Origin of the sequence: Limnohabitans sp. DCL3 (assembly GCF_048019295.1) — a bacterium.
Lineage (GTDB): Bacteria > Pseudomonadota > Gammaproteobacteria > Burkholderiales > Burkholderiaceae_C > Limnohabitans_A.
Map to the genome: position 1 here is coordinate 2,085,771 of NZ_CP171842.1, position 26,517 is coordinate 2,112,287.

24 protein-coding genes and 3 tRNA genes are annotated in these 26,517 nt (G+C 58.9%); 12 read left to right on the top strand and 15 right to left on the bottom strand.

The window, feature by feature from the left end:
- Positions 1 to 22: 22 nt before the first annotated feature.
- The 5 genes from ACHEXK_RS09555 to ACHEXK_RS09575 form a co-directional block, all read right to left on the bottom strand.
- Positions 23 to 2,077, bottom strand: a complete 2,055-nt coding sequence (locus ACHEXK_RS09555; protein WP_416545593.1) for a TonB-dependent receptor — start codon at positions 2,075 to 2,077, stop codon at positions 23 to 25.
- 78 nt (positions 2,078 to 2,155) lie between these two features.
- Positions 2,156 to 2,584, bottom strand: a complete 429-nt coding sequence (locus ACHEXK_RS09560; RefSeq protein ID WP_416545595.1) for a DUF2946 family protein — start codon at positions 2,582 to 2,584, stop codon at positions 2,156 to 2,158.
- A gap of 25 nt (positions 2,585 to 2,609) precedes the next feature.
- Positions 2,610 to 2,849 (bottom strand): hypothetical protein, encoded by a 240-nt coding sequence (locus ACHEXK_RS09565; RefSeq protein WP_416545597.1) that lies wholly within the window; start codon positions 2,847 to 2,849, stop codon positions 2,610 to 2,612.
- 74 nt (positions 2,850 to 2,923) lie between these two features.
- Complete coding sequence (gene msrA, locus ACHEXK_RS09570; protein WP_416545599.1) at positions 2,924 to 3,457, bottom strand: peptide-methionine (S)-S-oxide reductase MsrA; 534 nt, start codon at positions 3,455 to 3,457, stop codon at positions 2,924 to 2,926.
- Positions 3,458 to 3,511: 54 nt separating this feature from the next.
- A complete protein-coding gene (locus ACHEXK_RS09575; protein ID WP_416545601.1) occupies positions 3,512 to 4,399 on the bottom strand; it encodes a LysR family transcriptional regulator in 888 nt (295 codons plus the stop codon).
- A gap of 152 nt (positions 4,400 to 4,551) precedes the next feature.
- Here ACHEXK_RS09575 and ACHEXK_RS09580 point away from each other — a divergent pair, with 152 nt between their 5' ends.
- From ACHEXK_RS09580 to ACHEXK_RS09610, 7 genes are all read left to right on the top strand, one after another.
- Positions 4,552 to 5,748 carry an acyl-CoA dehydrogenase gene (locus tag ACHEXK_RS09580; RefSeq protein WP_416545603.1) on the top strand — a complete coding sequence of 399 codons (1,197 nt, stop codon included), beginning with the start codon at positions 4,552 to 4,554 and terminating at the stop codon, positions 5,746 to 5,748.
- A gap of 131 nt (positions 5,749 to 5,879) precedes the next feature.
- Entirely contained in the window at positions 5,880 to 6,542 is a 663-nt protein-coding gene (locus tag ACHEXK_RS09585) for a TetR/AcrR family transcriptional regulator (protein ID WP_416545605.1), read from the top strand.
- An 18-nt stretch (positions 6,543 to 6,560) separates the two neighbouring features.
- On the top strand, positions 6,561 to 7,697 hold the full coding sequence (locus ACHEXK_RS09590; RefSeq protein ID WP_416545607.1) for an efflux RND transporter periplasmic adaptor subunit: 1,137 nt from the start codon (positions 6,561 to 6,563) through the stop codon (positions 7,695 to 7,697).
- Between the two features lie 13 nt (positions 7,698 to 7,710).
- A complete protein-coding gene (locus ACHEXK_RS09595; protein WP_416545609.1) occupies positions 7,711 to 10,926 on the top strand; it encodes an efflux RND transporter permease subunit in 3,216 nt (1,071 codons plus the stop codon).
- Between the two features lie 42 nt (positions 10,927 to 10,968).
- Positions 10,969 to 11,628 (top strand): protein-L-isoaspartate O-methyltransferase family protein, encoded by a 660-nt coding sequence (locus ACHEXK_RS09600; protein WP_416545611.1) that lies wholly within the window; start codon positions 10,969 to 10,971, stop codon positions 11,626 to 11,628.
- Between the two features lie 9 nt (positions 11,629 to 11,637).
- Positions 11,638 to 11,967 (top strand): rhodanese-like domain-containing protein, encoded by a 330-nt coding sequence (locus tag ACHEXK_RS09605; RefSeq protein WP_416545613.1) that lies wholly within the window; start codon positions 11,638 to 11,640, stop codon positions 11,965 to 11,967.
- Positions 11,968 to 11,993: 26 nt separating this feature from the next.
- Positions 11,994 to 13,307 carry a TolC family outer membrane protein gene (locus ACHEXK_RS09610; RefSeq protein ID WP_416545615.1) on the top strand — a complete coding sequence of 438 codons (1,314 nt, stop codon included), beginning with the start codon at positions 11,994 to 11,996 and terminating at the stop codon, positions 13,305 to 13,307.
- A 129-nt stretch (positions 13,308 to 13,436) separates the two neighbouring features.
- Here ACHEXK_RS09610 and ACHEXK_RS09615 read toward each other — a convergent pair whose 3' ends face one another.
- Positions 13,437 to 14,201, bottom strand: coding sequence for a glycosyltransferase family 25 protein (locus ACHEXK_RS09615; protein ID WP_416545617.1), 765 nt, complete (start codon positions 14,199 to 14,201; stop codon positions 13,437 to 13,439).
- A 194-nt stretch (positions 14,202 to 14,395) separates the two neighbouring features.
- Here ACHEXK_RS09615 and ACHEXK_RS09620 point away from each other — a divergent pair, with 194 nt between their 5' ends.
- The gene (locus tag ACHEXK_RS09620) at positions 14,396 to 15,562 is read left to right on the top strand and encodes an O-antigen ligase family protein (RefSeq protein WP_416545619.1); all 1,167 of its coding nucleotides are present in this window, start codon (positions 14,396 to 14,398) and stop codon (positions 15,560 to 15,562) included.
- A gap of 64 nt (positions 15,563 to 15,626) precedes the next feature.
- Positions 15,627 to 16,433: a glycosyltransferase family 25 protein gene (locus tag ACHEXK_RS09625; RefSeq protein ID WP_416545621.1), complete on the top strand. Its 807-nt coding sequence runs from the start codon at positions 15,627 to 15,629 to the stop codon at positions 16,431 to 16,433.
- 20 nt (positions 16,434 to 16,453) lie between these two features.
- On the opposite strand, the gene ACHEXK_RS09630 is transcribed toward ACHEXK_RS09625, so the two are convergent.
- Genes ACHEXK_RS09630 through ACHEXK_RS09640 form a run of 3 tightly spaced genes read right to left on the bottom strand, consistent with a single transcriptional unit; the run spans position 16,454 to position 20,314 of the window.
- Complete coding sequence (locus ACHEXK_RS09630; RefSeq protein ID WP_416545623.1) at positions 16,454 to 17,812, bottom strand: 3-deoxy-D-manno-octulosonic acid transferase; 1,359 nt, start codon at positions 17,810 to 17,812, stop codon at positions 16,454 to 16,456.
- A complete protein-coding gene (locus ACHEXK_RS09635) occupies positions 17,812 to 18,891 on the bottom strand; it encodes a glycosyltransferase family 4 protein (protein ID WP_416545625.1) in 1,080 nt (359 codons plus the stop codon). The genes ACHEXK_RS09630 and ACHEXK_RS09635 overlap by 1 nt, the downstream gene beginning before the upstream one ends.
- Before the next feature lie 19 nt (positions 18,892 to 18,910).
- Positions 18,911 to 20,314 carry a phosphomannomutase/phosphoglucomutase gene (locus tag ACHEXK_RS09640; RefSeq protein ID WP_416545627.1) on the bottom strand — a complete coding sequence of 468 codons (1,404 nt, stop codon included), beginning with the start codon at positions 20,312 to 20,314 and terminating at the stop codon, positions 18,911 to 18,913.
- 166 nt (positions 20,315 to 20,480) lie between these two features.
- Between ACHEXK_RS09640 and ACHEXK_RS09645 the strand changes: the two genes are divergently transcribed.
- The gene (locus ACHEXK_RS09645) at positions 20,481 to 21,011 is read left to right on the top strand and encodes a methylated-DNA--[protein]-cysteine S-methyltransferase (protein WP_416545629.1); all 531 of its coding nucleotides are present in this window, start codon (positions 20,481 to 20,483) and stop codon (positions 21,009 to 21,011) included.
- Positions 21,008 to 21,904, top strand: a complete 897-nt coding sequence (locus ACHEXK_RS09650; protein WP_416545631.1) for a DMT family transporter — start codon at positions 21,008 to 21,010, stop codon at positions 21,902 to 21,904. The genes ACHEXK_RS09645 and ACHEXK_RS09650 overlap by 4 nt, the downstream gene beginning before the upstream one ends.
- On the opposite strand, the gene ACHEXK_RS09655 is transcribed toward ACHEXK_RS09650, so the two are convergent.
- A complete protein-coding gene (locus tag ACHEXK_RS09655) occupies positions 21,885 to 22,937 on the bottom strand; it encodes an RNA methyltransferase (protein ID WP_416545633.1) in 1,053 nt (350 codons plus the stop codon). The two genes, ACHEXK_RS09650 and ACHEXK_RS09655, sit on opposite strands and share 20 nt — an antisense overlap.
- 20 nt (positions 22,938 to 22,957) lie before the next feature.
- Positions 22,958 to 23,179 (bottom strand): SlyX family protein, encoded by a 222-nt coding sequence (locus ACHEXK_RS09660; protein ID WP_416545635.1) that lies wholly within the window; start codon positions 23,177 to 23,179, stop codon positions 22,958 to 22,960.
- A gap of 176 nt (positions 23,180 to 23,355) precedes the next feature.
- Between ACHEXK_RS09660 and metK the strand changes: the two genes are divergently transcribed.
- Positions 23,356 to 24,537, top strand: a complete 1,182-nt coding sequence (gene metK, locus ACHEXK_RS09665; protein ID WP_416545637.1) for a methionine adenosyltransferase — start codon at positions 23,356 to 23,358, stop codon at positions 24,535 to 24,537.
- Between the two features lie 180 nt (positions 24,538 to 24,717).
- Here metK and ACHEXK_RS09670 read toward each other — a convergent pair.
- From ACHEXK_RS09670 to gltX, 4 genes are all read right to left on the bottom strand, one after another.
- Positions 24,718 to 24,794 (bottom strand) — tRNA-Asp (locus tag ACHEXK_RS09670).
- Positions 24,795 to 24,850: 56 nt separating this feature from the next.
- Positions 24,851 to 24,926: transfer RNA gene (locus tag ACHEXK_RS09675), tRNA-Glu, on the bottom strand.
- Between the two features lie 38 nt (positions 24,927 to 24,964).
- Positions 24,965 to 25,040, bottom strand: a tRNA-Ala gene (locus ACHEXK_RS09680).
- A gap of 73 nt (positions 25,041 to 25,113) precedes the next feature.
- Positions 25,114 to 26,517, bottom strand: coding sequence for a glutamate--tRNA ligase (gene gltX, locus ACHEXK_RS09685; RefSeq protein WP_416545639.1), 1,404 nt, complete (start codon positions 26,515 to 26,517; stop codon positions 25,114 to 25,116).

The following is a 26,517-nucleotide window of genomic DNA, read 5'->3' on the forward strand; positions in this document are numbered from 1 at the left end:
ATTGGCGACGCCACGCAGGCCATCAGAACGTGGCCTGAACCCCCAACTTGAAGCTGCGTCCCGGCAAAGGCGACTTGCCAAAAGCAGTACTCGTGAGGATGGAACTGGCGCTGTAGGCCAATTCGTTGGTCAGGTTGTCCATGCGGGCAAACCAATTGAGCACGGTGGCGTCCCGCTTCTGGCGGTAAGACACGCTGGCATTGACCAGGGTGTAGGCAGCCGTGGCCTTACTGCCGTCGGGCACGCGCTTTTGCGCCGCATGCCTGTCGGCACCTAGCCTGGCGCTCCAGGGGCCTTGACCGTGGACCAAGGTCGCACCCACACGCATGGGGGCGATGCGCGGTAAGGGCTCGCCTGAGCTTTCGTTGGTGGCCCGCACGGTGTCGGCCCGCCAGTCGAAATCGAGCGTCGAGGCGCCCTGCCACAGGCGCTGACGGCCGCTGACTTCCAGACCCTTGAATTGGGCCTTGACGCCTTGGTAAAGCTGCAATGGCAAAACACCCTCATCATCAGCGGCCTGAGGTCCGACGGGCTCGCCCTCTTCGTCCCGGTACTCGCCCGTGTTCATCAAGCCAATGTAGTTGGCAAACTGGCTGGCAAAGGCCGTCACATTCACACTGTCAGGACCGGACTTCCACTGCACACCCGCATCCAGGCTCTTGGACTTTTCCAAGCCCAGGTCTTTGTGACCTTTTTCCCAGGCATTTGTAGCCAAGTGCGGACCGTTGGCAAACAACTCGTAGTCTTTGGGGGCACGCTGCGTGACGCCGGCATTGCCGGTCAACGACCAATTAGGCGAGAACTTGAAGACCGCCCCAGCAGCCACACTGAAGGGCGTGAATTTTCTGGTGCCCATACCTTCGTCAAAACGGTCCAACTCGGGGTTACCCATGGATTCGACCCTCACAGTCTCCCAACGCGCACCGGCCGTGACTTGGCCCCAAGTGGTAGGCAGCTCTTCGTGCACAAAAAGGGCTTGGCTGCGCGTGCGGCTAAAAGGCGCAAAGGCTTCGCTTCCCACCGCAGAAAAGTGGCTCGACTCGGTCTGCACACCCACCACGCCCTGCCACGCCGCCAACGGGCGGTGTCGTGCCTCGATGCGCAGATCCTGGCCCTTATTGGCAAACACGGTGCCTACCTCAGCGCCTTCAAACTCGGTATGTTGGTAATCGGTGTGGCTCAGGCGAGCTTTGACGCTGTCAAACCAGCCCGGCAACTGACGAACTTGGCCCTCCAGCGCGTAGCGGGTGGTCTTCATGCCAATCGTCACCTCGTCTTCGGCCACCGTCCCGTAATCGCTTTGGTAGGTGTTGACCGATGCGCCCAAATAGCCATGGTCCCAAAAGGTGCTGGCCCCGATGGCCCCACCCTGGGCGGTACTGGCCGAGTTGCAGATGCGCCGCGCGTTGGCAGGTGCGCCGGGTTTGGTACATCCGAGCGCGACCGGCACCCGCACATCGCCGGTGCGGCGGTCAAAACCGTCCAAATGCAGGGCATAACGTCCGTTACCCGCCTCCACCAAACCGGCCACGCTGCGCTCGTCGTTGCCTGTGCCCGCTTGCAGCTGGGCTTTGCCCTGCAAGCCCGAGACTGCTTCTCGCGGGATGCGGTTGTCGATCACGTTGACCACACCGCCCACGGCGCTGCCGCCATAAAGCAATGCGGCCGGGCCGCGCAAGACTTCCACACGGTCAGTGGACAAGACATCGAGCGGCACCGCGTGGTCATAACTCAGCGCCGAGGCATCCAAGCTGGAGGCGCTGTTGTTCAGCACCCGAATGCGGTCGCCATCGAGCCCGCGAATGGTGGGGCGGCTGGCGTTGGGGCCAAAGTAGGTGCTGGACACACCGGGCAAGCCGTTGAGGGTTTCGCCCAAAGTGCTTTGCCCGCGCTCGAGCAGCTCGGCACGGCCCATGGTGCTGACAGGCACGGTGGTGCTGTCGCGGCCCAAGGGGTTGCCGGTGATGACGATTTCAGGGGAAGAACCAGATACGGCGTTTTGCGCCCTGGCATTGGAAAAAGACAAGGAGGCCAGGCTGGCGCAGGCCAGGGCCGAAAGGCGAAAAGAATAGGTCATAAAGCGATGATTTGAAAAACAGGAACAGCCCAGCGCTTTCCGCTCCACACGGAAAGTCAGCCAGACAGGATCAGGGGTTCAAATCAGCGCAGGCGGCGCACGGGCTTGCGCCGGGGACCAGCGGTCCCGGTCTGAAGAAAAAGCAAGCCGAAAGATGGGGGGCGCTGTAGTCCCCATCGGGGCCAAGCCAGGTGAGCACGATGCACTCAGCCGCTCGGCTTGGGACAGGTGATCCAGTACACGGCACAGGTCTGAGTCGGCGTCATGGCCCAAGGGGTCCGAGTGCCCTTCGTGCCGATCTTCATCGTGCAGATGCCCTGCATGCGCAAGAGCATGCGCGTCATGGTGCCCAGCGGGTGCAGAGGTCGCATGCCGAGTCCCTTGCTCACTGCCATGGTCAAGGCCGTGTCCAATGCCGTGCAGCTGCCCCCAAAGAGGGGCCCACAGCAAGGCCGCCACCAGCAGGGTGTGCAGCCAAACCGGCAGGCTTGATCGCGGAGAACTCATGAACGGCGAAGTCGAGAGCGGCGATTCAATGAACGTGCTTCATGCCGCAGTATTTGCCCAGTGCGAGGCCCTTGCAGGCGGCTTGCAGCTCCTTGGTGCATTGGTCCGGTTTTTTGCCAGACTCCAGGCATTTGGCAGCCGCCTCGTGGGCTTCGGCCATGGCGCGGTGGCGGGCAATGTCCTGCTCCACCTCTTTCTTGGAGTGTTGGGCCAAGGCCCCCCAGGACAAGCTCATGGCAGCTATAAAAAAGACAATGTTTTTCATGGTTTTCTTGAAGTGATTCGCTTTGCAGTGGCGATTTTCCGAGCAGGCATCGGCCGAAGCCTGCTGCGACATTGTCACTCACGCACCAAGCGTGCAAACGTCTTTTTGAACTTGCTCACCTTGGGCGCTGCCACGGCCATGCAGTAACCTTGGTAAGGATTGCGTTCAAAAAAGTCCTGGTGGTATGCCTCCGCCGCGCTGTAATTGGCCAGCGCCAGCACCTCGGTCACGATGGGCTGGCCAAAGGCGTCGGCCGCGGTCAGCTCGGCGATCAGCGCCTGCGCCACTTGGGCTTGCTCGGGCGTGGTGAAGTAAATGCCGCTGCGGTACTGCGTGCCGGTGTCGTTGCCCTGGCGGTTGAGCGTGGTCGGGTCGTGGATGACAAAGAAAATTTCGAGCAGTTCGCGGGTGCTGATCTGTGCAGGGTCGTATTCGAGCTTGACGACTTCGTTGTGTCCGGTGTGCCCGGTGCACACCGCTTCGTAAGTGGGATTGACTGTCTGGCCATTGCAGTAACCCGATTCCACATCGGTCACGCCAAGCACCTTCACATACACCGCCTCGGTGCACCAAAAGCACCCGCCACCCAACACCAATGTTTCTGTCATGTCGTTTCCCTTGTCAGCCAGCACAGCCTGGCCCAAGCCAGCGTGGGTTGATTATCAGACGCCCGCTGAATCGGCTTGGACCGCCTGCACAAAGTCCTTGAGCGCGGTCTGGTCTCGATCGCTGCGCCAAAGGCATCGCGTGTCGTAACGCACGTCCACCGCGTCCAATGGCACAAACACAGCCCCGGCCAAGGCCGATTGCTGCAAGGCCTGAGGCACCAAGGCCACGCCCAGCCCTTGAGACACCAAGGACACCACGCTCAACCAATGCCGCAGCTCATGCACCACCTGCGGCATCCAGCCCGCTTGCTCACACAGCATCAGAATGCGCTCATGGTAGTCGGGCGATACGGTGCGCGACACCACCACCAAGTCCTGCCCACGCAACTGCGCCAAGCTCAAACTGGCCTCATCGGCCAAGGCATGCCCCACCGGCAAACAGGCCACCCAAGGCTGACTGGCCACCAGGATTTGCTCAAACCCCGGGGGCACCCGGGGCGTGTGAACAAAGCCGACATCCAAACGGTCACGCAACAACTCAGACAGCTGTTCCGTCGAACTCAATTCCCGCAAAACCAAGCGCAAGCGGGGGTGGCTGGCCTGAAAACGGCTCATGATTTGCGGTAAACCGCAATACAACATGGTGCCGGCAAAGCCGATGTGCAACTGCCCCGACTGGCCTTCGGCCACGTCGCGCGCCTCACGGGCAGCGGCGCTGGCTTGGGACAGCAAGGCTCGGGCGGCAGGCACAAAGGCCAAGCCCGCAGCCGTCAGTTGCACACCCCGGCTGTTGCGGTTGAACAATGTCGCCCCCACCGAGGCCTCAAGTTGCTGAATGTTCAAACTCAAAGGCGGCTGTGAAATGGACAGGCGTTGGGCCGCACGGCCGAAATGCAGCTCTTCGGCCAACATCAAGAAATAGCGCAGGTGACGGAATTCCATGTATTAAAAAAATGTATCAATGAATCGATAATTGATATTAGACAACTATCCATGAAACACCAACAATCACCAACATGACAAGTGACGAGTGGCCGCCAACAGCGGATGTGACACACTCGTTTGATTGAACGGCCTTACTCCGGAGAACCCGAATGAAACCCACTTTCCAATGGAATGACCCCTTCTTGTTGAACGAGCAGCTGTCCGAGGACGAGCGCGCCATCGTCGAAGCGGCCCACACTTTTTGTCAAGAACGCCTGCAAACCCGTGTGCTGCAAGCCGCCCGCCACGAAAAATTTGACCGCGACATCATGAACGAAGCCGGGGCCATGGGCTTTTTGGGCTCCACCATCGAAGGCTACGGCTGTGCGGGCCTGAGCTACGTGGCTTACGGCCTGATTGCCCGAGAAGTCGAGCGTGTGGACAGTGGCTACCGCAGTGCCATCAGTGTGCAAAGCTCATTGGTCATGCACCCGATCAACGAATACGGCTCTGAAGCGCAGCGTCAAAAATACCTGCCCAAATTGGCCACTGGCGAATGGGTGGGCTGCTTTGGCCTGACCGAGCCGAACCACGGCTCTGACCCGGCCAGCATGTTGACCCGTGCCAAGCCTGTGGACGGCGGCTTCATTTTGAAGGGTGCCAAGATGTGGATCACCAATTCACCCATCGCCGACGTGTTCGTGGTCTGGGCCAAGCTCGAAAACGAAGACGGCTCGGTCGGCGGCCAAGAAGCCATCCATGGCTTCATCCTCGAAAAAGGCATGAAAGGCCTCACGGCCCCCAAAATCGAAGGCAAGATGAGCCTGCGCGCCAGCATCACGGGCGAGATCGTGATGGACGACGTGTTCGTGCCCGCAGAGAACCTGATGCCCAACGTGAACGGGCTCAAAGGCCCCTTTGGCTGCCTGAACAAGGCCCGCTATGGCATTGCTTGGGGCGCACTGGGGGCAGCGGAAGACTGCTGGCACCGCGCCCGCCAGTACACCCTGGACCGTGTGCAGTTTGGACGCCCCTTGGCCCAAAACCAACTGATCCAGAAGAAATTGGCCGATATGCAAACCGAAATCACCTTGGGCCTGCAAGCCTGCTTGCGCGTGGGTCGCTTGATGGACGAGGGCAAAGCTGTTCCCGAAATGATCAGCATGATCAAGCGCAACAGTTGCGGCAAGGCCTTGGACATCGCCCGCATGTCGCGTGACATGCACGGCGGCAACGGCATCCACGACGAATACCATGTGATACGCCACATGATCAACCTGGAAACCGTGAACACCTACGAGGGCACACACGATGTGCATGCGCTGATTTTGGGCCGGGCCCAAACAGGCCTGCAGGCTTTTTATTGAACACAGCGCCATTGGATGAACAAAGGGGCTGAGGCCCCTTTTTCGCTTTTTTGTCCGCCATGTGCGCCAGCACCTTGACGAACTGGGGATGCCGGCACTACATTACTAACCAGTCAGTCATTAAATCAGCTGTGAACACCACCGAGCCCATTGCCACCACCAAACGCGAACGCCGCAAACAAGACCGCCCAGGCGAATTGCTGGAGGCCGCCTTGGATTTGTTCGTGGAAAAGGGTTACGCCGCTACCCGCGTCGAGGAAGTGGCCGCCCGAGCAGGGGTGTCCAAGGGCACTTTGTTTTTGTACTTTCCGAGCAAGGACGACTTGTTCAAAGCGGTCGTCAGGGCTTGCATCGTGGAGCCCGTGACGCAAGGTGCAAGTGAAGTGGCCAATTTTCGTGGCACTTGCAGTGAACTGCTCGAATGGATGATGCTGCAATGGTGGCACCGGTATGGCGCCACCAAAGCTTCAGGCATCTCCAAACTGGTGATGAGTGAGGCCAGCAACTTTCCTGAGCTGGCCCAGTTTTACCGCACTGAGGTGATCGAGCCGGGTCACGACATGGTCCGCTCCATCTTGCTCAAAGGCGTCCATCAAGGCGAGTTTCGCGCCATGAATGTTGAATTGACCTTGCACTCGGTGTTGGCGCCTTTGCTTTTTTTGGTGATGTGGAAGCACTCCATGGGGCCCTGCTGCCCCCGACAAGAACAGATCGACCCGGAAGCTTTCATCTCCCAACATGCCCAATTGTTGGCGCGTGGTTTGGCCCCCTTCCAGACGCTGCCCGCCCCCTGATTACGAACCCACAAGCCCATGAAAAAATCGACCCTCTGGATCTTGTCGGCCATCGCTGCGGCTGTATTGGCGGCTGGCGGTATGCGCCTGTTGAACCCACGTCCAGCGACCACGCCGCTGGACACACCCCTTGCAAACACCGCGAGCACGGTGGCACTGAGCGACAGCGACGTCGTGCGGGTTCAGGCCATGGACATGGAAATGAGCCTGCCCGTATCTGGCACACTCAAAGCCAGTCAAAGCGCCATGGTCAAGGCCCGCGTAGCGGGTGAATTGTTGGACTTGACGGTGCGCGAAGGTGACCGGATCAAGGCGGGACAAGTGGTGGCCCGAATCGAACCGACCGAATACCAAGCCCGTGAGCGTCAAGCCCAACAACAGGCCGACGCAGCCAGAGCGCAAGTGGACATTGCACAAAAACAGTTTGACAACAACAAAGCCCTGATGGACCAGGGCTTCATCTCAGCCACCGCTTTGCAAAACGCCATGGCCAGCCTGAACGGCGCCAAAGCCACCCACATGGCCGCCATGGCAGCACACGATGTGACGCGAAAAGCCCTGGACGATGCCATCGTGCGGTCACCCATCAGTGGCCAAGTGGCCCAGCGCTTGGCCCAGCCAGGTGAGCGCATGGCCCTGGATGGCAGGATCATTGAAGTGGTCAACCTGAGTCAACTGGAAGTCGAGGTCGCCTTGTCCGCCGCAGATGCACGTTTGGTGCGTCCAGGTCTGCACGCCCAAATGCGCATTGAAGGCTTGGAGGAACCCGTCACCGCCAAAGTTTTGCGCATCAGCCCCAGCGCCCAAGCAGGCAGCCGCAGCGTGTTGGTGTACCTGGGCATTGCCGGTGAAGAAGGGCTCAGGCAGGGCCTCTTTGCCCAAGGCAGCTTGGGCACCCAAAGCCAGCGGGCCTTGGCCGTGCCATTGGCCAGTGTGCGCACCGACAAACCCCTGCCTTATGTGCAGGTGATCGATGGCGAACGCATCAAGCACCTCACCGTCCAAACAGGCACACGCACCGAAAAAACGCACAACAACCTCACCCTGACTTGGGTGGAAATTCAGGGCATCAACGAGGGTGCACAGGTGCTGACGGCCAGCGCTGGGGCCGTTCGCGAAGGCACCCAGGTGAAGTTCGCACCCGGCGTGCGCTGAAAGAAAGCCCGCCATGTGGTTCACCCGTGTCAGTCTAAAAAACCCCGTTTTGGCCACCATGGTCATGCTGGCCTTGGTGGTCATGGGCCTGTTCTCTTACCAGCGCCTCAAGGTTGACCAATTCCCCAACATCGATTTTCCGGTGGTGGTGGTCAGCACCGAATACCCTGGCGCTTCGCCTGAAATCGTTGAAAGTGAAGTCTCCAAAAAGATTGAGGAGGGCGTCAATTCGATCGCCGGCATCAGCGCCCTGACCTCGCGCAGTTATGAAAACCAGTCGGTGGTGGTCATTGAATTCCAACTGAACATCAACGGCCGTAAAGCCGCTGAAGATGTGCGCGAAAAAGTGGCGGCCATCCGCCCATTGCTGCGCACCGAAGTCAAAGAACCCAAGGTGCTGCGATTTGATCCATCTGCACGTGCCATTTGGTCTTTGGCGGTCGTGCCCAGCGCGCCCATTTCAGCCGGCAGCACGGCCAAACCTGCGGCGCTGAGTCCGGTCGAGCTGACCAACTGGTCTGAGCAAGTGCTGAAAAAACGCCTAGAGAATGTGCGCGGCGTGGGCTCGGTCTCGCTGGTGGGTGGCACACGGCGCGAAATCAACTTGTACCTGCAGCCGGCCGCCATGGAAGCGCTGGGCGTGACGGCGGAGCAGGTGGTCAACGCCGTGCGCAATGAAAACCAGGACTTGCCCGTGGGGGCGATCCGCTCGCTCGAGCAAGAGCGCATGGTGCAAATCGAATCGCGCATGAAGCGCCCCGAAGATTTCGAACGGATCATCGTGGCCCGCAAAGGCACCACCTTGATACGCTTGTCCCAAGTGGCTCGGGTCAAAGACGGTGCCCAAGAGTTAGAAACTTTGGCGCTTTACAACGGTCAACGCACCTTGCTGCTGACCGTCCAAAAATCGCAGGATGAAAACACCATCGATGTGATCGATGGCTTGGTCAAAGCTGTGGCCGATATGAAGCGCCAATTGCCCGAGGGCGTTCGGCTCGAGCCCATCACCGACGGCTCCCGCCCCATCCGTGTGGCCGTGGACAACGTGCGCCGCACCCTGATCGAAGGGGCCATTTTGACGGTGCTGATCGTTTTCTTGTTTCTGAACTCCTGGCGCTCCACGGTGATCACCGGCCTGACACTGCCCATCTCACTGATCGGCACGTTCATGTTCATGCACATGTTCGGATTCACCATCAACATGATCACGCTCATGGCTTTGTCACTGTGCGTGGGCTTGCTGATCGACGACGCCATCGTGGTGCGCGAGAACATCGTGCGCCATGTGCAGATGGGGAAAGACGCTTACCGCGCCTCTTTGGAAGGCACACAAGAAATCGGGCTGGCGGTCCTGGCCACCACCTTGTCCATCGTGGCCGTGTTTTTGCCCATTGGTTTCATGGAAGGCATCATTGGCAAGTTCTTCCACGAGTTTGGCATCACCATCGTGGCAGCCGTGATGATCTCGATGCTGGTGAGCTTCACGCTCGACCCGATGCTCTCGAGCATCTGGCATGACCCCAGCATCGCGTCGCACGGCAAGCGGCCAGGTCCATTGACTTTCTACGACAAAACCATTGGCCGGGTCACGGCTTGGTTTGACCGTTCCACCGACCAACTGGCCGAGGGTTACCAAAAGATTTTGGCGTGGTCACTGGTGCACAAACGGAAAACTGTCTTGCTGGCCGTTGGTATCTTCGCCTTGAGCATCGTGATGCTGCGCTTTGTGGGCACCGAATTTGTACCCAAAGCCGATTTTTCTGAAACGACCGTGAATTTTCAGACTCCCGTGGGCAGCTCCCTTGAGGCCACAGAGGCCAAAGCCCAACAGGTGCAAGCCATCATCCGCGAATTTCCCGAAGTGCGTTACACCTTGGCCACGCTCAACACAGGCAATGCTCTTGGCAAAAACAACACCAGCATTTACGTGCGACTGGTCGACCGCAAGGACCGGAAACGCAATGTCGACGAGATGTCGGGCGTGCTGCGACAACGCCTGAGGCAGGTCCCGGGTATCACCGTGACCCACGTCGGTTTGCTGGACTCGGTGGGCGGCAACAAACAGGTGGAATTTTCTTTGCAAGGCCCCGACCAGCGCGAGTTGGAACGCCTGGCTTTGGGCGTCATGGAAAAAGTTCGCGACATCCCCGGTCTGGTGGATTTGGACTCCAGCGTCAAAGCCAACAAGCCAACGCTGCGTGTAGAAATTTTGCGCGACTCTGCAGCTGACTTGGGTTTGGGCACCGCTCAGATCGCGGGCCCTTTGCGCACCTTGGTGGCGGGTCAATCGGTGGGCAACTGGCGCGCCCCGGATGACCAAACCTACGACGTGATCGTTCGACTGTCTCCCGAAAGCCGAAACGCCGCCCAAGATTTGGACCGCCTGCCCTTTGTCTTGGGCAACGGCCCAGATGGCACCCCGCGCGTGGTCCGATTGGGCCAAGTGGCCCAGATCACCGAGTCCACAGGTTCCAACCAAATCAACCGACGGGACTTGACACGCGAAGTCGCGATCAATGCCAACGCTTTCGGCCGCGCTGCAGGCGAGGTGTCGGCAGACATTCGCAAAATCATGGACAGCGTCAACCTGCCGCCCGGCTACCGCTACCAATTTGGCGGCTCCACCAAGAGCATGGCCGAATCGTTTGGCTATGCGCTCACCGCCTTGGCCATGGCAGTGATCTTCATCTACATGATTTTGGCCAGCCAGTTCAAGAGCTTTTTACAGCCATTGGCCTTGATGACCGCCCTGCCCTTGACGCTGATTGGTGTGGTGTTGGCGCTGATGGCGTTCCGCTCCACCTTGTCGATGTTCTCCATCATTGGCGTGATCATGCTGATGGGTTTGGTGACGAAAAACGCGATTTTGCTGGTGGACTTTGCCATCCGGGCACGCGAAGACCAAACCGACACCCAGGGTGGCCTGATTCCAGGCATGGAACGCCATGAGGCCTTGTTGATGGCCGCCAAAGTTCGACTTCGACCGATTTTGATGACCACTTTGGCCATGATTTTTGGCATGGTGCCCCTGGCTTTCGCCATGACCGAGGGCTCGGAGCAACGCGCGCCCATGGGCCAGGCTGTGATCGGCGGGGTCATCACGTCGTCGCTGCTGACCTTGGTGGTGGTGCCCGTGGTTTATTGCTACATGGACGATTTGGCCCAATGGCTGCGTCGCCTGGCCGGCTTCGCCCCAAAGCGTCAGGGTCGTGACACGCCTGCCCCTTAAAATCATCCAATATTTGCTAACACGCCCCCGCAGGAGAAATCAATGGACATGAACCAAGCCCGCTTCAACATGATTGAGCAGCAAATCCGCCCCTGGGAAGTGCTGGACCCGCAGGTTCTGGCGCTGCTGTCCACGGTGCGCCGTGAAGACTTCGTGCCACTGGCGCATCAAGCACTGGCATTTGTGGACATGGAAATTCCTTTGGGCAGTGCACCCAACCAAGTCATGTTGGCCCCTCGCGTACAAGCCCGGCTATTGCAGGACCTAGCGGTACAGCCCACCGACAAAGCGCTTGACGTGGGCACGGGCTCAGGCTTCATGGCCGCTTTGCTGGCCCACCAAGCTGCCAGTGTGCTGAGTCTGGAGATCGATGCCGGACTGGCCCAGCAGGCGCAAGCCAATTTGCAAAAAGCTGGCGTGACCCGAGTCACCGTTCGCCATGCGGACGGCAGTCAAGGCGCAGCAGCCGACGGTCCTTTTGACGTCATTGTGCTCAATGGCTCGGTCGCTGAAGTGCCCGCCGCTTTGTTGCAACAACTCACCATTGGCGGTCGCTTGGCGGCCATCGTGGGGCAAGAGCCGATGATGCGTGCTACCGTGATGACCCGCAACAGTGAAACAGCTTGGACCATCACCGAGCCGTGGGACTGCAACGCAGCACGCCTGTCCGGTTTTGCCGAGCCTTCCCACTTCCAGTTCTGAGACCCCCGCATGGAACAGATCTTCCCCTCCCAAGTGGCCGAATGGGCCAGCCAGCAAACACAACGCCCCATCTTGCTTGATGTGCGCGAAGGCTGGGAAGTGCAAACGGCCAGCGCCCATCCTGAAGGTCTGGACTTGGTGCACATCCCCATGCAAACCATCCCGGCGCGCCTGCACGAGCTGAACAAATCGGCGCCCATCGCCTGCTTGTGCCACCACGGTGGTCGCAGCATGCAAGTGGCGAACTTCTTGCTTCAACACGGCTATCACGTTGTGAATGTTGCGGGTGGCATCCACGCATGGTCGGCGCAAGTTGACCCCAGTATTCCTGTTTATTGAGCCCGCTGATTTTTGAAAGTTACCCGATGAAACTGCGTCTTCTGCCCTTGACCCTTTCCCTGGCGGCCGCTCTGACGGGCACCGCCCAAGCCCAAAGCCTGATCCAGCTTTTCGAGGCGGCCAAAGGGCACGACGCCGTCTACAAATCAGCCCAGTCCCAATACCAAGCCAACTTGGCCAAAGCAGAACAGGCCAAAGCATTGCTGCGGCCTACAGCCGGTCTGGCCGCCACCCTGAGCGAAAGCGACTTTGACAGCAAAACCACCGTGCCCGATGCGAGCTACGGAACTCGCAACGCCACCATCAGCGCCAGTCAACCGCTCTACCGGCCCGCCAACCAGGCCGCCTTCCAGCAAGGGATGAAACAAGTGGGCTTGGCCCAAGCACAGCTCAAACTGGCCGAACAAGAACTGCTGGTGCGCGTCAGTCAGGCCTACTTCGATGTCCTCACGGCCCAAGAGAGTTTGGCTTTTGTCAAAGCCCAGAAAGCCGCCGTGTCGGAGCAACTGGCTGCGGCCAAGCGCAACTTTGAGGTCGGCACATCCACCATCACCGACACGCGCGAAGCACAAGCGCGATTTGATCTGGTCAGTGCGCAAGAAATTGCGACCGAAAACGATTTGCGTGTCAAGAAATTGGCGCTGGACCAGTCGGTGGGAATCGGCAACACGCAACCTCTGGGGCTGCGGTCTGGCACGAATCTGTTCCAAGCCATGACCGGGAGTGCGGACACGTGGGCCCAACAGGCTGTCGAGCAAAGTGCCAACGTTGCCCAGGCACGAATCGGCTTGGAAGTGGCGCAACTCGAAATTGAAAAAGCCAAAGCCGGGCACCAGCCCACTTTGGACTTGACAGCGACCTATGGTGCCAGCCGGTTTCGGAACGGCAATTTATCCTCTCGGTCGGACAACAACATCGGCACCATTGGCCTGAGCTTCAACCTGCCCTTGTACGCTGGCCAAGCGACACAAAACCGGATTCAAGAAACCACCGCTTTGGAAGAAAAAGCGCGCCATGACCTGGACGCGGTTCAGCGCGCGGTGGCTCAAGCCACACGCACCGCATTTTTTGGCGTGCAATCCGGCCTCGGCCAGGTCAAGGCCCTCGAAGCTGCGGAAGCTTCCAGCCAGAGCGCCTTGGATGCCAACAAATTGGGTTACCAAGTCGGTGTGCGCATCAACATCGACGTGCTCAACAGCCAAAGCCAGCTCTTCCAGACCAAGCGCGATCTGGCCAAAGCACGTTACGACCTGCTGCTGGGCCAGTTGAAACTGCGTCAGGCCGCAGGGGTGCTCAAAATGGAAGATGTGCAGAACATCAGTGCCTTGCTGGCCAACTGATCAGACTCGGTCCCTGCCAAGCTGGCGGTCTTGCTGCGGGCCCGATTGACGGATGGGCCCCTGGCCCTGCACTTGGGTTGCCGCTGACCCCTGTCGACTTGAAGCAAACAGGTGAATGACCCTAGGCCCTCACCTGGTCATTTGGCAAGCGAGCCACTGGCCCAGGCCGTGCACGAGCCTTCGCAACTCATTGCGTCCTCGCCAAGAAAACGTGCCCAATCTTTTTGTCCAGTGAAAGTTGGGGCGCGATACCCCGGCTGGGTGCAACACAGAGCCCATCTCGAAGCTGTGGACACACGGTGCGGGTACCACCATGCGGATGCGAATGCCCCGCCTCCATGCCTGATCGTATTCATGGTCATAGGGCAGTGTCATGGGCAGCAAATCTTTGGCATAAGCCTGAGCAGCGAATCGGTTGACCAGATAACAACTGGCACCCGTGTAGCGCGACAAACCCACAGCCAAGCGATAAGGGGGGCCCAAGTCGCTCACAGCCAGCGGCGTTCCGCTGTGAAGGCCCGAGAGTTTGACAACGTCCCACTGCGCATGTTTTTCCATCAACTCCGACAGCACGCGGGGCAAATCGGGCCCAAGTTGCACATCATCTTCCAAGATCAAAACGGCTGGATGGGAACTGTGCAAAAGCGAATCGATGGCCCTGACGTGCGACAAATAACAGCCCAGCTCTCCCGGCAAAGGGGCCTTGCCATGCTTTCGCTTGAACGATTCACCATCGATCAACGAGGTGTCCGTCATGGACAGCGTGCGGCCATCACTGGCAGGCATGCGCTGCCAATGCAGACCGAGTCGGTCCAACTGGGTGGCCACACTGGCCAATCGTTCAGGCGAACGGTCCAAGTTGATGACCAGAATCAAAATATCATTCAAACCCATAAGTTCACTTCGTTCATCCACTTTTGCAATCCGTTCCATCCCTGCGGCAACGCATTGACAACCAAACCTGCACATCGACAGGGGGCTGAGAGCCCAGGAGGCCGCCACAAAGCCCATTCTTATAATACGCAATATGCGGATCCAGAAAGAACAACTTGAATCATTTTTTATTGCTGTTTTTTTTCGGGTTATTGATGGGTTCGCCCGTGCCTGGTTTTTTACTGCTCGCCCTCATAGGGATCGGCGCTGCATGGAAGGCTTGGCGTCACCCTGAAGACCCCAGCCACTGGGTTTGGCAACGACAAGACACATGGCTGGCCGCCAGTTTCATGTCGATTTTTTTGTTCAAGTTGTTGAGCCTGGCCTGGTCAGACCAACCCCAGCTGGCCTTGACCAATGCAGGTTGGCATCTTTATTTTTTGCTGTGGCCGCTTGTACTTTTGGGCGTTCACCAATTCAAGTCTTCTCCAGCGGCTGTTGAGAAATCGATCGCTTGCGGATTGGTCTTTGTCGCCATTTGGCGTGGCACTCATGCGCTGACTCAATGGCAGGTGATCCACCCTGGCACAGCAGGGGTTGGCCTGTTGGCCCAACTCGCCATGACCATGGGCGCTTGGAACTTATTGGCCTTGACGCGCCCAGATGACACGTCCGCCCGTTGGCGCGGCGTCATGGCTTTGGCCTTTGTGAGCACCCTGATCATTTTGGTCCTCAGCACCAGACGTCAGGAACTTTTTGGATTCATCCTGATCTGCACCGCCATCTTGGCGTACCGATTTCGACAACACTACACACCCTTGCGCGTTTTTGCAGGTGCCCTGATGATGCTGGCACTGCTGGCGCTCATGGTCGCCATTCGTTGGGAAAAATTCAGTCTGGGATTTCAAGAGATTCAATACTACTTGGCGCACGGCCACAGCAATATCCAGAACAGCTCATGGGGTGCCCGGATGGAAATGTGGCGAGTGGGCTGGCTGGCCTTCTGGGATCACCCCTGGCTCGGGATGAGCGCCTCGGTTCGGCCCAGCGGACTTCAGATGTATGGCGCGCCACCTTTAGATGTCTTTGGCCACCGGCATTTCCACCAGCAATTTTTGCAAGTTCTGGCCGAGGGCGGCATCTTGGGTCTGGCGGTCTTTTTGCTCAGTTTGGGGTACAGCCTGTATGTGATGGTCATTCAGGCTTTCCAAAAAAAACCGGAAATGGCGCTGATCGCCATGGCCCTGTTTTTGAGTTACTTCATGGAAGGTTTGGTCAGTGCCGCTTTGGTTTATGACAAACCCAATGCCTTGCTGGTGGTGGCGTCTGCTTGGGTTTGGGTTCAAATCCGCCGATCCTCCCCAGAACTTGATCGCCAATAACCACCCACACCGCTCGCTCATGGGCCATGAACGCCCCTGACCTTTTGATTTCGAACAGGTCACTATGACTTCCACATCACCGCCACATGGGCAAACTTTCCGGGTTTTTGTCATCAACCTGGAAAGTCAAACAGCGCGCTGGGATTTCCAACAGCATCAACTCGCATCGAGAGGTCTGAGCCATGAACGGGTGATCGCCTGCGACAAGAATCACCCCGCTGTCGCCCGGCAAGATGGCTATTGGGACAGCTGGCAAAGGCCTTTGCTGCCTTCTGAACGCGCGTGCTTGCTCAGCCACCAAAGTGTGTGGGAAATCATCGCCCAAGGACAGTCCCCTGGCTTGGTCTTGGAAGACGATGTGGTTTTGTCCCGAGAGATTGCCCCAACACTGGCCCTGCTCGCTCAGTTCCAAGATGTCGAACACATCTCCCTGGAAACACGCGGTCGGAAAAAACTCCTGTCCAAGCAGCGCTGGCCCGTGGGGGATCACCAATGGCTGAGGCGGCTTTACCTGGATCGAACCGGTGCGGCAGCTTATGTGTTGTGGCCTGCAGGCGCCCAACGTTTACTGGCCGAGTCCAAAGTTCGGTGTGGCCTTGCGGATGCCATGATCTGTGGCAGTGCCGCCCTGAAAAGCTACCAGTTAGAGCCTGCGGCGGCGATTCAATCCGACCAATGCGAACGCTACCGAGTTCCTGTCGTCTTGAAAACCACTTCAAGCATCACACCCAGCCACACCGCACCCCACCATAAAAACTTCAGGCAAAAGCTTCGTCGAATCACAGCCCAGCTTGAAATGGCATGGCGTCAGTGTCGCCGTTTGATTTCTTCGCAAAGGGATTTTGTCGGCATCAACGCCCAGATGTTTTGACACACCATTGAGCTGCAGGCTCAAGAGGCCGTGGATTGGCCTGAATTCGCTGTCAAGCACGCCAGTGCCAACTTGTGCTGATGGACAGCGCCTTTGCCTTTGTCCATCAGCGCCATGCAGGCGGTGCGGGCCGCTTCAAGCCAAGCGGCATCGCTCAATGCACTGAGCACGCTGTCCAGTGCGGCAGACATGTCTTGCACTTGAGCCGCAGCGCCCAAACTCACGGACAGTGCCGCCGCCTCGGCAAAATTGAAGGTGTGTGGACCCATGACCACCGGACACCCACAAGCGGCCGCCTCGATGAGATTTTGTCCGCCCAAGGGCGCGAAACTCCCCCCCAACAGCGTCATGCGACTGACCATGTAGTAAGACGGCATCTCGCCCAGACTGTCGCCCAAAATCACATCGGCTTGAGCCACGCTGGCGGCATCAGGCACACCGTCCAACCATGTACTTCGGCGTTCGCATCGGTAACCCGACTGCATGAGCAGGTTGTGAACTTCTTCAAAACGTTGTGGATGTCGCGGCACCAGCAGCCATAAGACACCCAGCGCCTTGAGGCGCTCAGAGCGGGCGGGATGGGCTTGCATGGCGTGGAGCCACATCGTCTCCTCGCCGTCCCGAGTGCTCGCCAGCATCACGATGGGCCTGGCGCTCAAGGCGCTTTGCCAGCGCATCGCCAGACTGCGTGACTGCGCAGTGACCGCCACATCAAATTTCACATTCCCCACGACCTGAACATCTGGGCAGCCCAGTCTTTGCAATTGCTGGGCATCTGCGACAGATTGGGCCAAGACCAAACGCAAGCCACGGTAAGCCGGTCCCGAGAGCAGTGACCAACGCATCGCTTGCCGTGTCGATTTTTCGCTCATTCGCGCATTGAGCAGGCACAAAGGAACGCCCGCTTGCTGGCAGGCCTGAACCAAGTTGGGCCACACTTCGGTTTCCATCAACAAGCCGATGCGAGGCTTGAAATGCATCAGGAAGTTGCGTGTGGCCTGCGCCGTGTCCCAGGGCAGCCAAACCTGCTGGTCTGCGGTTTGCAACAGCGCGCGCCCTTGTTCAAGGCCCGTCGCAGTCCCATGTGTCAATACCAGTCGCATGCCTGGAAATGCCTCGCGCAAGGCGGGCAGCAGCAGCGCTGCTGCGCGGGTCTCACCCAAGGACACGGCGTGCAACCAAACCACATCCCCTTCAGCGTGCACCTCACCCGCATAGTGGCCAAATCGCTGCGCCACATTCAAGCCGTAATCAGGTTCAAGCTTCGCTCGGCGTTGCAGCTTGCGACGCAGCAAGGGTTGCAGGGCTCGCATCAGCAGGTCGTAAACCGCCAATACCCAACGCTCAGGCCGACTCAACCGCAAGGACGAGACGCTCATCAAACCTTGGCCTGCTGAAAGAGATCGCTGTAAACACGGGCAATGCCCTCGGCTTCGCGCGCCAGAGAAAATTTAGCCGTGACACGTTCGCGCGCAGCCTGGCCAAGTTGCACGGCATGCTGGGGGTCATGCATCACCGCCAAAACGGCCCTGGCCAGTCCATCGACATCGTCTGTGTCCACCATCTCACCCGTGAGGCCGGGTACGGCCAATTGATCAAACGCACCGGTTCTCGAACACACCAGGGCACAAGCAGTTGCAGCCGCCTCGAACGGCGTCAGACCAAAGGGTTCATAGCGTGGACAAGCCACACACAGCAAACAACGCTGGTACCACAAGTGCACTTCGCCTGCGGGCACTTCGCCCAAAAAAACGATGCGCTCGTGCAGCCCTGCCGCATCAATTTTTCGCTGCAGCTCTTGCTGAAAGGCTTGGTGTTGAGGCTGGGCCAGACCGGCAATCACGGCCGTGGCACCGGGCAATTGCGGCAGGGCTTGGATCATGGCTTGCACAAACACATCACTGCCTTTGTCGGGGCGTACGCGACCAAAGACACCAATGCCGTACTGCCCTGGCAAGCCCGAATCCGTCCAAGCCTTGAGTTTGTCCGACGGTGGACTGAAGCGCGACAAATCGATGCCGTGGGGCACCACAGCGGTCGTGTTGGGCACAAAACTGGCGGCCAAGGGTGTGGTGGAGATCACCGCATCCATCTTGGAGATCAGCCAACGCGGAAAGCGCCCATGTAAATGTTGAGCGGCCGAGGTGAACACCAACTTGATGGGCAGGCGCAACACATCACGCGCAAAAATGGCCGCCATCATTTCCGGATCTCGCCGCACATGCCAAATGCGAAAAGCCCGGCCAGCAGGCGGCTTGCGCGACAGGGCCATGGCCTCTCGAAGCGACATGCCATCGATGCCATTGGACATGCGCGTGCCACAAAAGCCCAAACGCCATTGTTGCGCTTGCAATGGCACCAAGGCATTGATGGTTGCAGAAACGCCTGTGTAGCGCTGTTTGAGGTTGAACACGATCACCTCGGGGTCAGCGCTCATCAAACGGACAGAAGCATTCATGATGGTTGTCCCTTGGTGCTCAATGTGCGGCCGCCTGAATGAGCGCATCGGACTTGACAGTGCGCAACAGCGCCAGCATCTCGTCCTGAATCCGCTGCAGCGCAGTGGGGGTCTGCCCCTCAAAACGAAGCACCAGCACTGGCGTGGTGTTGGAGGCGCGAATCAAGCCAAAGCCATCGGGCCAGTCCACACGCAAACCGTCGATGTCGCAGACATGGGCTGGGGCACTGAAGACGCGAGCGGCCATGGTCTGCAAAGCCTTCGTCACCGCGTGGGGCTCCCCTTCTGCGCAGGCCACATTCAACTCCGGCGTACTGAAACTCGCCGGTAATGCGTTCAAGACCCAGTTGGCATCCGGCGATCGACTCACGATCTCCAACAAGCGGCAGCCCGCATAGGTGCCATCGTCAAAACCGTACCAACGCTCCTTGAAAAAAATGTGCCCGCTCATCTCACCGCCCAAAGGCGCTTGGCCGCCTTCGGCCTCAATGGCCTTCATCTTGGCCTTGATCAACGAGTGACCCGTTTTGTACATCAGGGCCTTGCCACCAGCCGCTTCGATGGCCGGGGCCAAGCGCTGGGAGCACTTGACGTCAAACAAGATGGTGCCGCCGGGCACGCGGCTGAGCACGTCTTGCGCAAACAGCTGCATCTGTCGGTCGGGGTAAATGTTGTTGCCGTCTTTCGTGACGATGCCCAAGCGGTCGCCGTCGCCGTCAAAGGCCAAGCCCAACTCGGCCCCGGTGGTTTTCAAGGCGTTGATCAAATCTTGCAGGTTTTCCGGCTTGCTCGGGTCGGGGTGGTGGTTGGGAAAGTTGCCATCGACTTGGCTGAACAACTCCGTCACCTCGCAGCCCAGGGCGCGAAAAATGCCGGGGGCCGAAGCGCCTGCAATGCCGTTGCCCGAATCGATCACAATTTTCAGGGGGCGAGACAGCTTGATGTCCATCACGATGCGCTGCGTGTAATCGGCCAGCACGTCCAGCTGCGTGACGCTGCCACCAATTTGCAACTGCCAAGTCTCGGCCTCTATCATCTGGCGCAGAGCCTGAATCTCGTCACCGTAGATGGCACGTCCAGCCAACACCATCTTGAAACCGTTGTAATCCTTGGGGTTGTGGCTGCCGGTGACTTGGATGCCACTTTGACAAACGGTGTTGGCCGCGAAGTACAACATGGGGGTGGTGGCCATACCGATGTCGATCACCCGAATGCCTGCAGCCACCAAACCGCGAATCAGCCCCGCGGACAGACAGGGACCGCTCAGGCGGCCATCGCGTCCTACAGCCACCGTGGTCTGCCCTTCCATCATGGCCAACGTGCCAAATGCTTGACCCAGAGCTTCCGCCATGGCCTCGTTGACGGTGGCCGGCACCACACCACGAATGTCATAGGCTTTGAAAATGGAGGGTGTCACTTGCATGGATTGAACCAATCAAAAGCCATCAGGCTGGGTTGCGAAACTCAACCTGCATTGTAGGCGGCCAAGGCAGGCACACCCTGCCATCCAGCTGGCAGCCGAGCCATGCAACACCGTCACAATAGAGATCACCGACCCCATGGTCATCCACCCCTTTTTTCACCCGTCCATGAAAACTCTGAAGGCAATGCGCGTTGAAAGCCCCTTGGGAAACATCACCCTGCTGGCCAGCCCGCAAGGCCTTTGCGGTGCATGGTTCGCGCATCAAAGGCACGAACCCGCCGAGTCGGAGCAGGCACTTTGGCAACACAACGCGCAGCACCCCTTGCTTGAACAAGCGGCACTGCAACTGCAGGCCTACTTTGCCGGGGATCTTGACGCCTTTGACCTGCCACTGGATCTGTCTGGAGGCACGCCTTTCCAGCAATCGGTATGGCAGGCTTTGTTGACCGTCCCTTCGGGTCAAAGCCAAACCTATGGCCAACTGGCAAAACGCCTGCACAAACCCGAAGCTGTCCGTGCCGTTGGCGCGGCGGTTGGACGCAATCCGGTGAGTATCATCGTGCCCTGTCACCGCATCTTGGGCGCTGATGGTCAACTGACGGGCTATGCAGGCGGCCTGTGGAGAAAGCAAGCGTTGCTCAAACTGGAAGGCCACCCCATCGCCCTGCCCTCCTCTGATTCACTCTTTCCCGAATGACCACTTCTCACGCCAAAGGCTGGCTGGCCGATTTCCTGATCTTGGCCGCCATCTGGGGCTCGTCCTTTTTGTTCATGCGCTTGGCCGCCGTTGAGTTGGGTCCATTGCCGACAGCCGCCATCCGAGTGACCATTGCAGCCACTTTTTTGTTGCCCATCATGCTGGCCAAGGGCCACTGGGGCGAGTTGCGCCAGCACTGGAAACCGGTGCTCTTTGTTGGGGCGCTCAACAGCGGTATCCCTTTTGCCTTGTATTCCTTTGCGGTGTTGCACATCACCACCGGTTTTTCCTCCATCCTGAACGCCACAGTGCCCTTGTTTGGCGCGATCGTGGCCTGGCTGTGGTTGGGGGACAAGCCTACCCTGTCGCGCACAGTGGGTCTGGCCATCGGCTTTGGTGGCGTGGTGCTGCTGGCCGGAGGACAGGCCAGCTTCAAGCCCAACGACTCGGGCATTGCCCCGGCTTGGGCAGTGGCCGCTTGCCTGGCCGCGACCACTTGTTATGCCTTGGCCGCGAGTTTCACCAAAAAACACATCCCGAGCCTGCCGCCACTGGTCACCGCCACCGGCAGCCAGATCGGGGCCACCCTGATCCTGGTCTTGCCCGCGCTGTGGTTTCGCCCAGACCATTGGCCCAGCCCCTCGGCCTGGTGGTCCTTGCTGATGGTGGGGGTGCTGTGCACCGGTGTGGCCTATATCCTGTACTTCAAGCTGATCGAGAACTCAGGCCCCGCACGGGCCCTGACAGTCACCTTCTTGGTGCCGGTTTTTGCCATCGCTTACGGTGTGCTGTTTTTGGGCGAGCGCGTGACGGCCTGGATGCTGCTGTGCGGCGCGGTGATTCTGATGGGCACGGCCCTGTCCAGTGGTTTGGTCAAGCTGCCGGGACGGTGACACGTGGGTGAATGTGCACCCGCTGCTCACGCTGGACCACATCCCTGGCCCTGAGCTGACCGCAGCCCCCATCCACGTCCTGCCCCGCTGACTGCCGCAGCTTGGTCAACACCCCGCGCTGGTGCAAGGTGCGGGCGATTTCGGCGGCTCGCTCCCAGCTGGGCCGGGCATAGGGCAAATCGGGCACGGCGTTGTAGGGGATCATGTTCATCAGCGCGTATTTGCCCTTCAGCAAGCGCACGATGCCTTCGATCTCGTCATCGCTGTCGTTCACGCCCTCGATCAGCGTCCACTGGTACTGGATCGGGTAGCCCGTCGCACGTGCATAGACCTCGCCCGCCTCAACCAAGTCTTGCGGGTCAAAGCGCGGGGCACGCGGCAGCAGTTGCGCCCGCAAGTCGGTCCGTGTGGTGTGCAGTGACAGCGCCAGCGCGGGTTTGACGCGGCCTTGCGGCAAGCGCTCGAACACCCGCGCATCGCCCACGGTGGAAAACACCAAATTCTTGTGCCCGATGTTGCCCACCGTGCCCAGCAGGTCGATGGCCTCCATCACCGCATCCAGGTTGTGCGAAGGCTCGCCCATGCCCATGAACACCACCTTTTTGACGGGCCTGAGCGTGCGGGCCAAGGCCACTTGCGCCACGATCTCTGCGCTGCCCACCTGCCGAATCAAACCTTCGCGCCCGGTCATGCAAAACACGCAACCCACGGCGCAACCGACTTGGGACGACACACACAGGCCATCACGCGGCAAGAGCACACTTTCCACCGTCTGGCCGTCTTGCAGGCCCACCAGCAAACGGGCCGAGCCGTCTTGGCCCGGGTGCTGCTCGCGCAGCGTGACCAGGCCGCTCAGCGTTTGGCTGAGCGCTGGCAAAGCCTCGCGCACGGCGGTGGGCATGAAGCTCTCCAGCGGTCTGCGGCCACTGTCCTGCGGCTTGGCTTGGGTCCACAGGCGCAGCACGCGCTGCTCGTGCAGGGCGTTGGCCCCCAGCTTACGCAAGTGGTCGCGGATGTCCTGAACGCTGTGCATCGGCTTCAAAAACAGGGGTTTCAGTAATGGGGCGGAATTTCGTCACGCAAGTTGCGCATTTCAGCGCCACCACCGGTTTCGGGCAGGCGATCACGCATCTGGCGCAGCTCTTGAATCAGTGCGTCAATTTGCTGCTGCTGTCGGTACACCTGTGCATTGAGTTGGTCCAGCAGGTCTTCTGTGAAGCCTGCTTTGATTTCCAAATCAACCAGACGGTTTTCAATCGGGGTAGGAATGTCCATGGGCTGTATTGGACATGATTTCGAGGCGGCTAAAGACTTCTTTTATAATTGACCCATCGCTGAGTTATCTGAACTACTTGCAGGGCGATTCATAAAACCTGCTAAAGCGTTCGCCAGGCTCCAAGTTTTCAGGGTCGGCAACGCCGACAAACCCTGAAAATTTAGGAGCTTTTTTCATGTCCAGCAATTTCCTTTTCACCTCGGAATCCGTCTCTGAAGGCCACCCCGACAAGGTCGCCGACCAGATATCGGACGCGATCCTCGACGCCATCTTCGAGCAAGACCCCCGCAGCCGTGTGGCCGCTGAAACCCTGACCAACACCGGCTTGGTCGTTTTGGCCGGTGAGATCACCACCAATGCGCACGTCGACTACATCCAAGTCGCCCGCGACACCATCAAGCGCATCGGCTACGACAACACGGACTACGGCATCGATTACAAAGGCTGCGCGGTCATGGTTTGCTACGACAAGCAGTCCAACGACATCGCCCAGGGCGTGGACCACGCGTCGGACGACCACCTGAACATCGGTGCTGGCGACCAGGGCTTGATGTTTGGCTACGCTTGCAGTGAAACGCCCGAGTTGATGCCTGCCCCCATCTACTATGCTCACCGCCTTGTCGAACGCCAAGCCCAACTGCGCAAAGACGGCCGCCTGCCCTTCTTGCGCCCAGACGCCAAGAGCCAAGTGACCATGCGCTATGTGGACGGCAAGCCCCACAGCATCGACACCGTGGTGCTGTCCACCCAGCACAGCCCCGATCAGTCGGAAACATCGACCAAGATGAAGGCCAGCTTCACCGAAGCCATCATTGAAGAGATCATCAAGCCCGTGCTGCCCAAAGAGTGGTTGCAAGACACCAAGTACCTGATCAACCCCACAGGCCGCTTTGTCATTGGCGGCCCCCAGGGTGATTGCGGCTTGACCGGCCGCAAGATCATCGTCGACACCTACGGTGGTGCCTGCCCCCACGGCGGCGGCGCGTTCTCGGGCAAAGACCCATCCAAGGTGGACCGCTCTGCAGCCTATGCTGCCCGCTATGTGGCGAAAAATATCGTGGCGGCAGGCTTGGCCACCCAATGCCAAGTGCAGGTGGCTTACGCGATTGGCGTGGCCCGCCCGATGAACATCACCGTCAACACAGCGGGTACCGGCGTGATTTCGGACGACAAGTTGTCCGCCTTGGTGGCCGAGCACTTTGACCTGCGCCCCAAAGGCATCATCCAGATGCTGGATCTGCTGCGCCCCATTTACAGCAAGACTGCCGCCTACGGTCACTTTGGCCGCGATGAGCCTGACTTCACTTGGGAGCGGACCGATCGCGCAGCCGCACTCAAGTCGGCAGCCGGTCTGTAAGATCCGCCGACGCATCGGGACACCCTTTTGGCCGCTCAGCATCAGCTGCAGCGGCTTTTTTGTTGGCCACCACCATGGACTGAGGCCTAACCGTCCCGATGGCGTTGCGATCAACCGGTGGCTGGGGTACAGACAAAAGAAAAAACCCTTGCAATCAAAGACTGCAAGGGTTTTTCGTTTTGGCGGAGTGGACGGGACTCGAACCCGCGACCCCCGGCGTGACAGGCCGGTATTCTAACCAACTGAACTACCACTCCTGGTAGCTGAAGCTTTTGTCAGTTTGAGATCCAAACTGACCAAGTGCTACAAAACTTGGCGACCCTACGGGGATTCGAACCCCGGTACTCACCGTGAAAGGGTGATGTCCTAGGCCTCTAGACGATAGGGTCATAACCTGGACCGATTCTTTCGAATCATCTCGACACTTTGGTGGAGGTAAGCGGGATCGAACCGCTGACCTCTTGCATGCCATGCAAGCGCTCTCCCAGCTGAGCTATACCCCCTTTGGTAAAACGTCAAGCGACTAGCTTTTCGTTATGCCTCGTTGGTGTCGAGACTTGAATTATAGACAGAAATTTAGGCGTTTTTCAAGCGCTGCAGAATTTTTTCTCTTTGACTCAAAGCAAGTACCGCGTCCAACGATGGTGTCTGAGCAGTGCCCATCACCAACACGCGGACAGGCATGGCCAACAACGGCATTTTGAGCCCAGTTTCTGTCAAAGTTTCCTTGATCGTGGCGGCAATTGAAGCCTTATCCCAGGGACAGACAGACAACTTCTCGGCCAACAAGGCCAAAGCAGGCTTGACCGCATCGGTCACGTGCTGTGCCTTCTCTTGAGCGTTGGGGACCACATCCAGATAGAAGGCTGAAATCCACTGCGCCAAAACCACCAACGTGTCACAGCGGTCTTTGAACAAGCCACAGATGCTCGACAGCCTCTCGTCGGCCACCACACCCAGTTTCGCCAAGAAGGGCTCAACATGCTGGGCCAGCGCCTCGTCAGACAGGGCCTTCAGGTGCTGGGCGTTGACCCACTTGAGCTTGGCTTCGTCAAACTGCGCAGCGCTGCGCCCCAGGTGATCCAGGTTGAACCATGCCAGAAACTGCGTGCGACTGAAGATTTCGTCATCACCGTGGCTCCAGCCCAAGCGAGCCAAGTAATTGACCATGGCATCCGGTAAAAAGCCTTCGTCGCGGTAAGCCGTGACGGCCTTGGCGCCGTTGCGCTTGCTCATCTTCTCGCCCTGCTCATTGAGCACGGTGGGCAGGTGGGCATACACCGGAGGCTCTTGGCCCAAGGCTTTGAAAATGTTGATTTGGCGGGGCGTGTTGTTCACATGGTCATCGCCACGGATCACATGGGTGATTCGCATGTCGATGTCATCGACCACCACGCAAAAGTTGTAGGTCGGCGTACCGTCAGGCCGGGCGATCACCAAGTCGTCGAGCTCATCGTTGCTGATTTCAATGCGGCCTTTGACCTTGTCGTCCCAAGCCACTTCTCCGCCAAGAGGGTTCTTGAATCGCAGCACGGGCTTCACACCCTCAGGGATGGCAGGCAAGGTTTTGCCCTCTGCCGGACGCCAGGTGCCGTCGTAACGCGGTTTTTCCTTGTTGGCCATCTGGCGCTCACGCAACGCGTCAAGCTCTTCCATGCTCATGTAGCAAGGGTAAACATGGCCAGCGGCAATCAAATCGGCCAGCACCGCCTTGTAGCGTTCCATGCGCTGCATTTGGTAGAAAGGGCCTTCATCGTGGTTCAGTGCCAACCAAGCCATGCCTTCGATGATCACATCCACTGACGCCTGGGTGGATCGGTCCAAGTCGGTGTCTTCGATGCGCAAAATGAAATCGCCACCCGTGGCGCGGGCAAAGGCCCAAGGGTACAAAGCCGAGCGGATGTTGCCCAAATGGATGAATCCGGTTGGCGACGGGGCGAAACGGGTGCGGGTGCGCGAGCTGGATGGGGTATTCGTCAT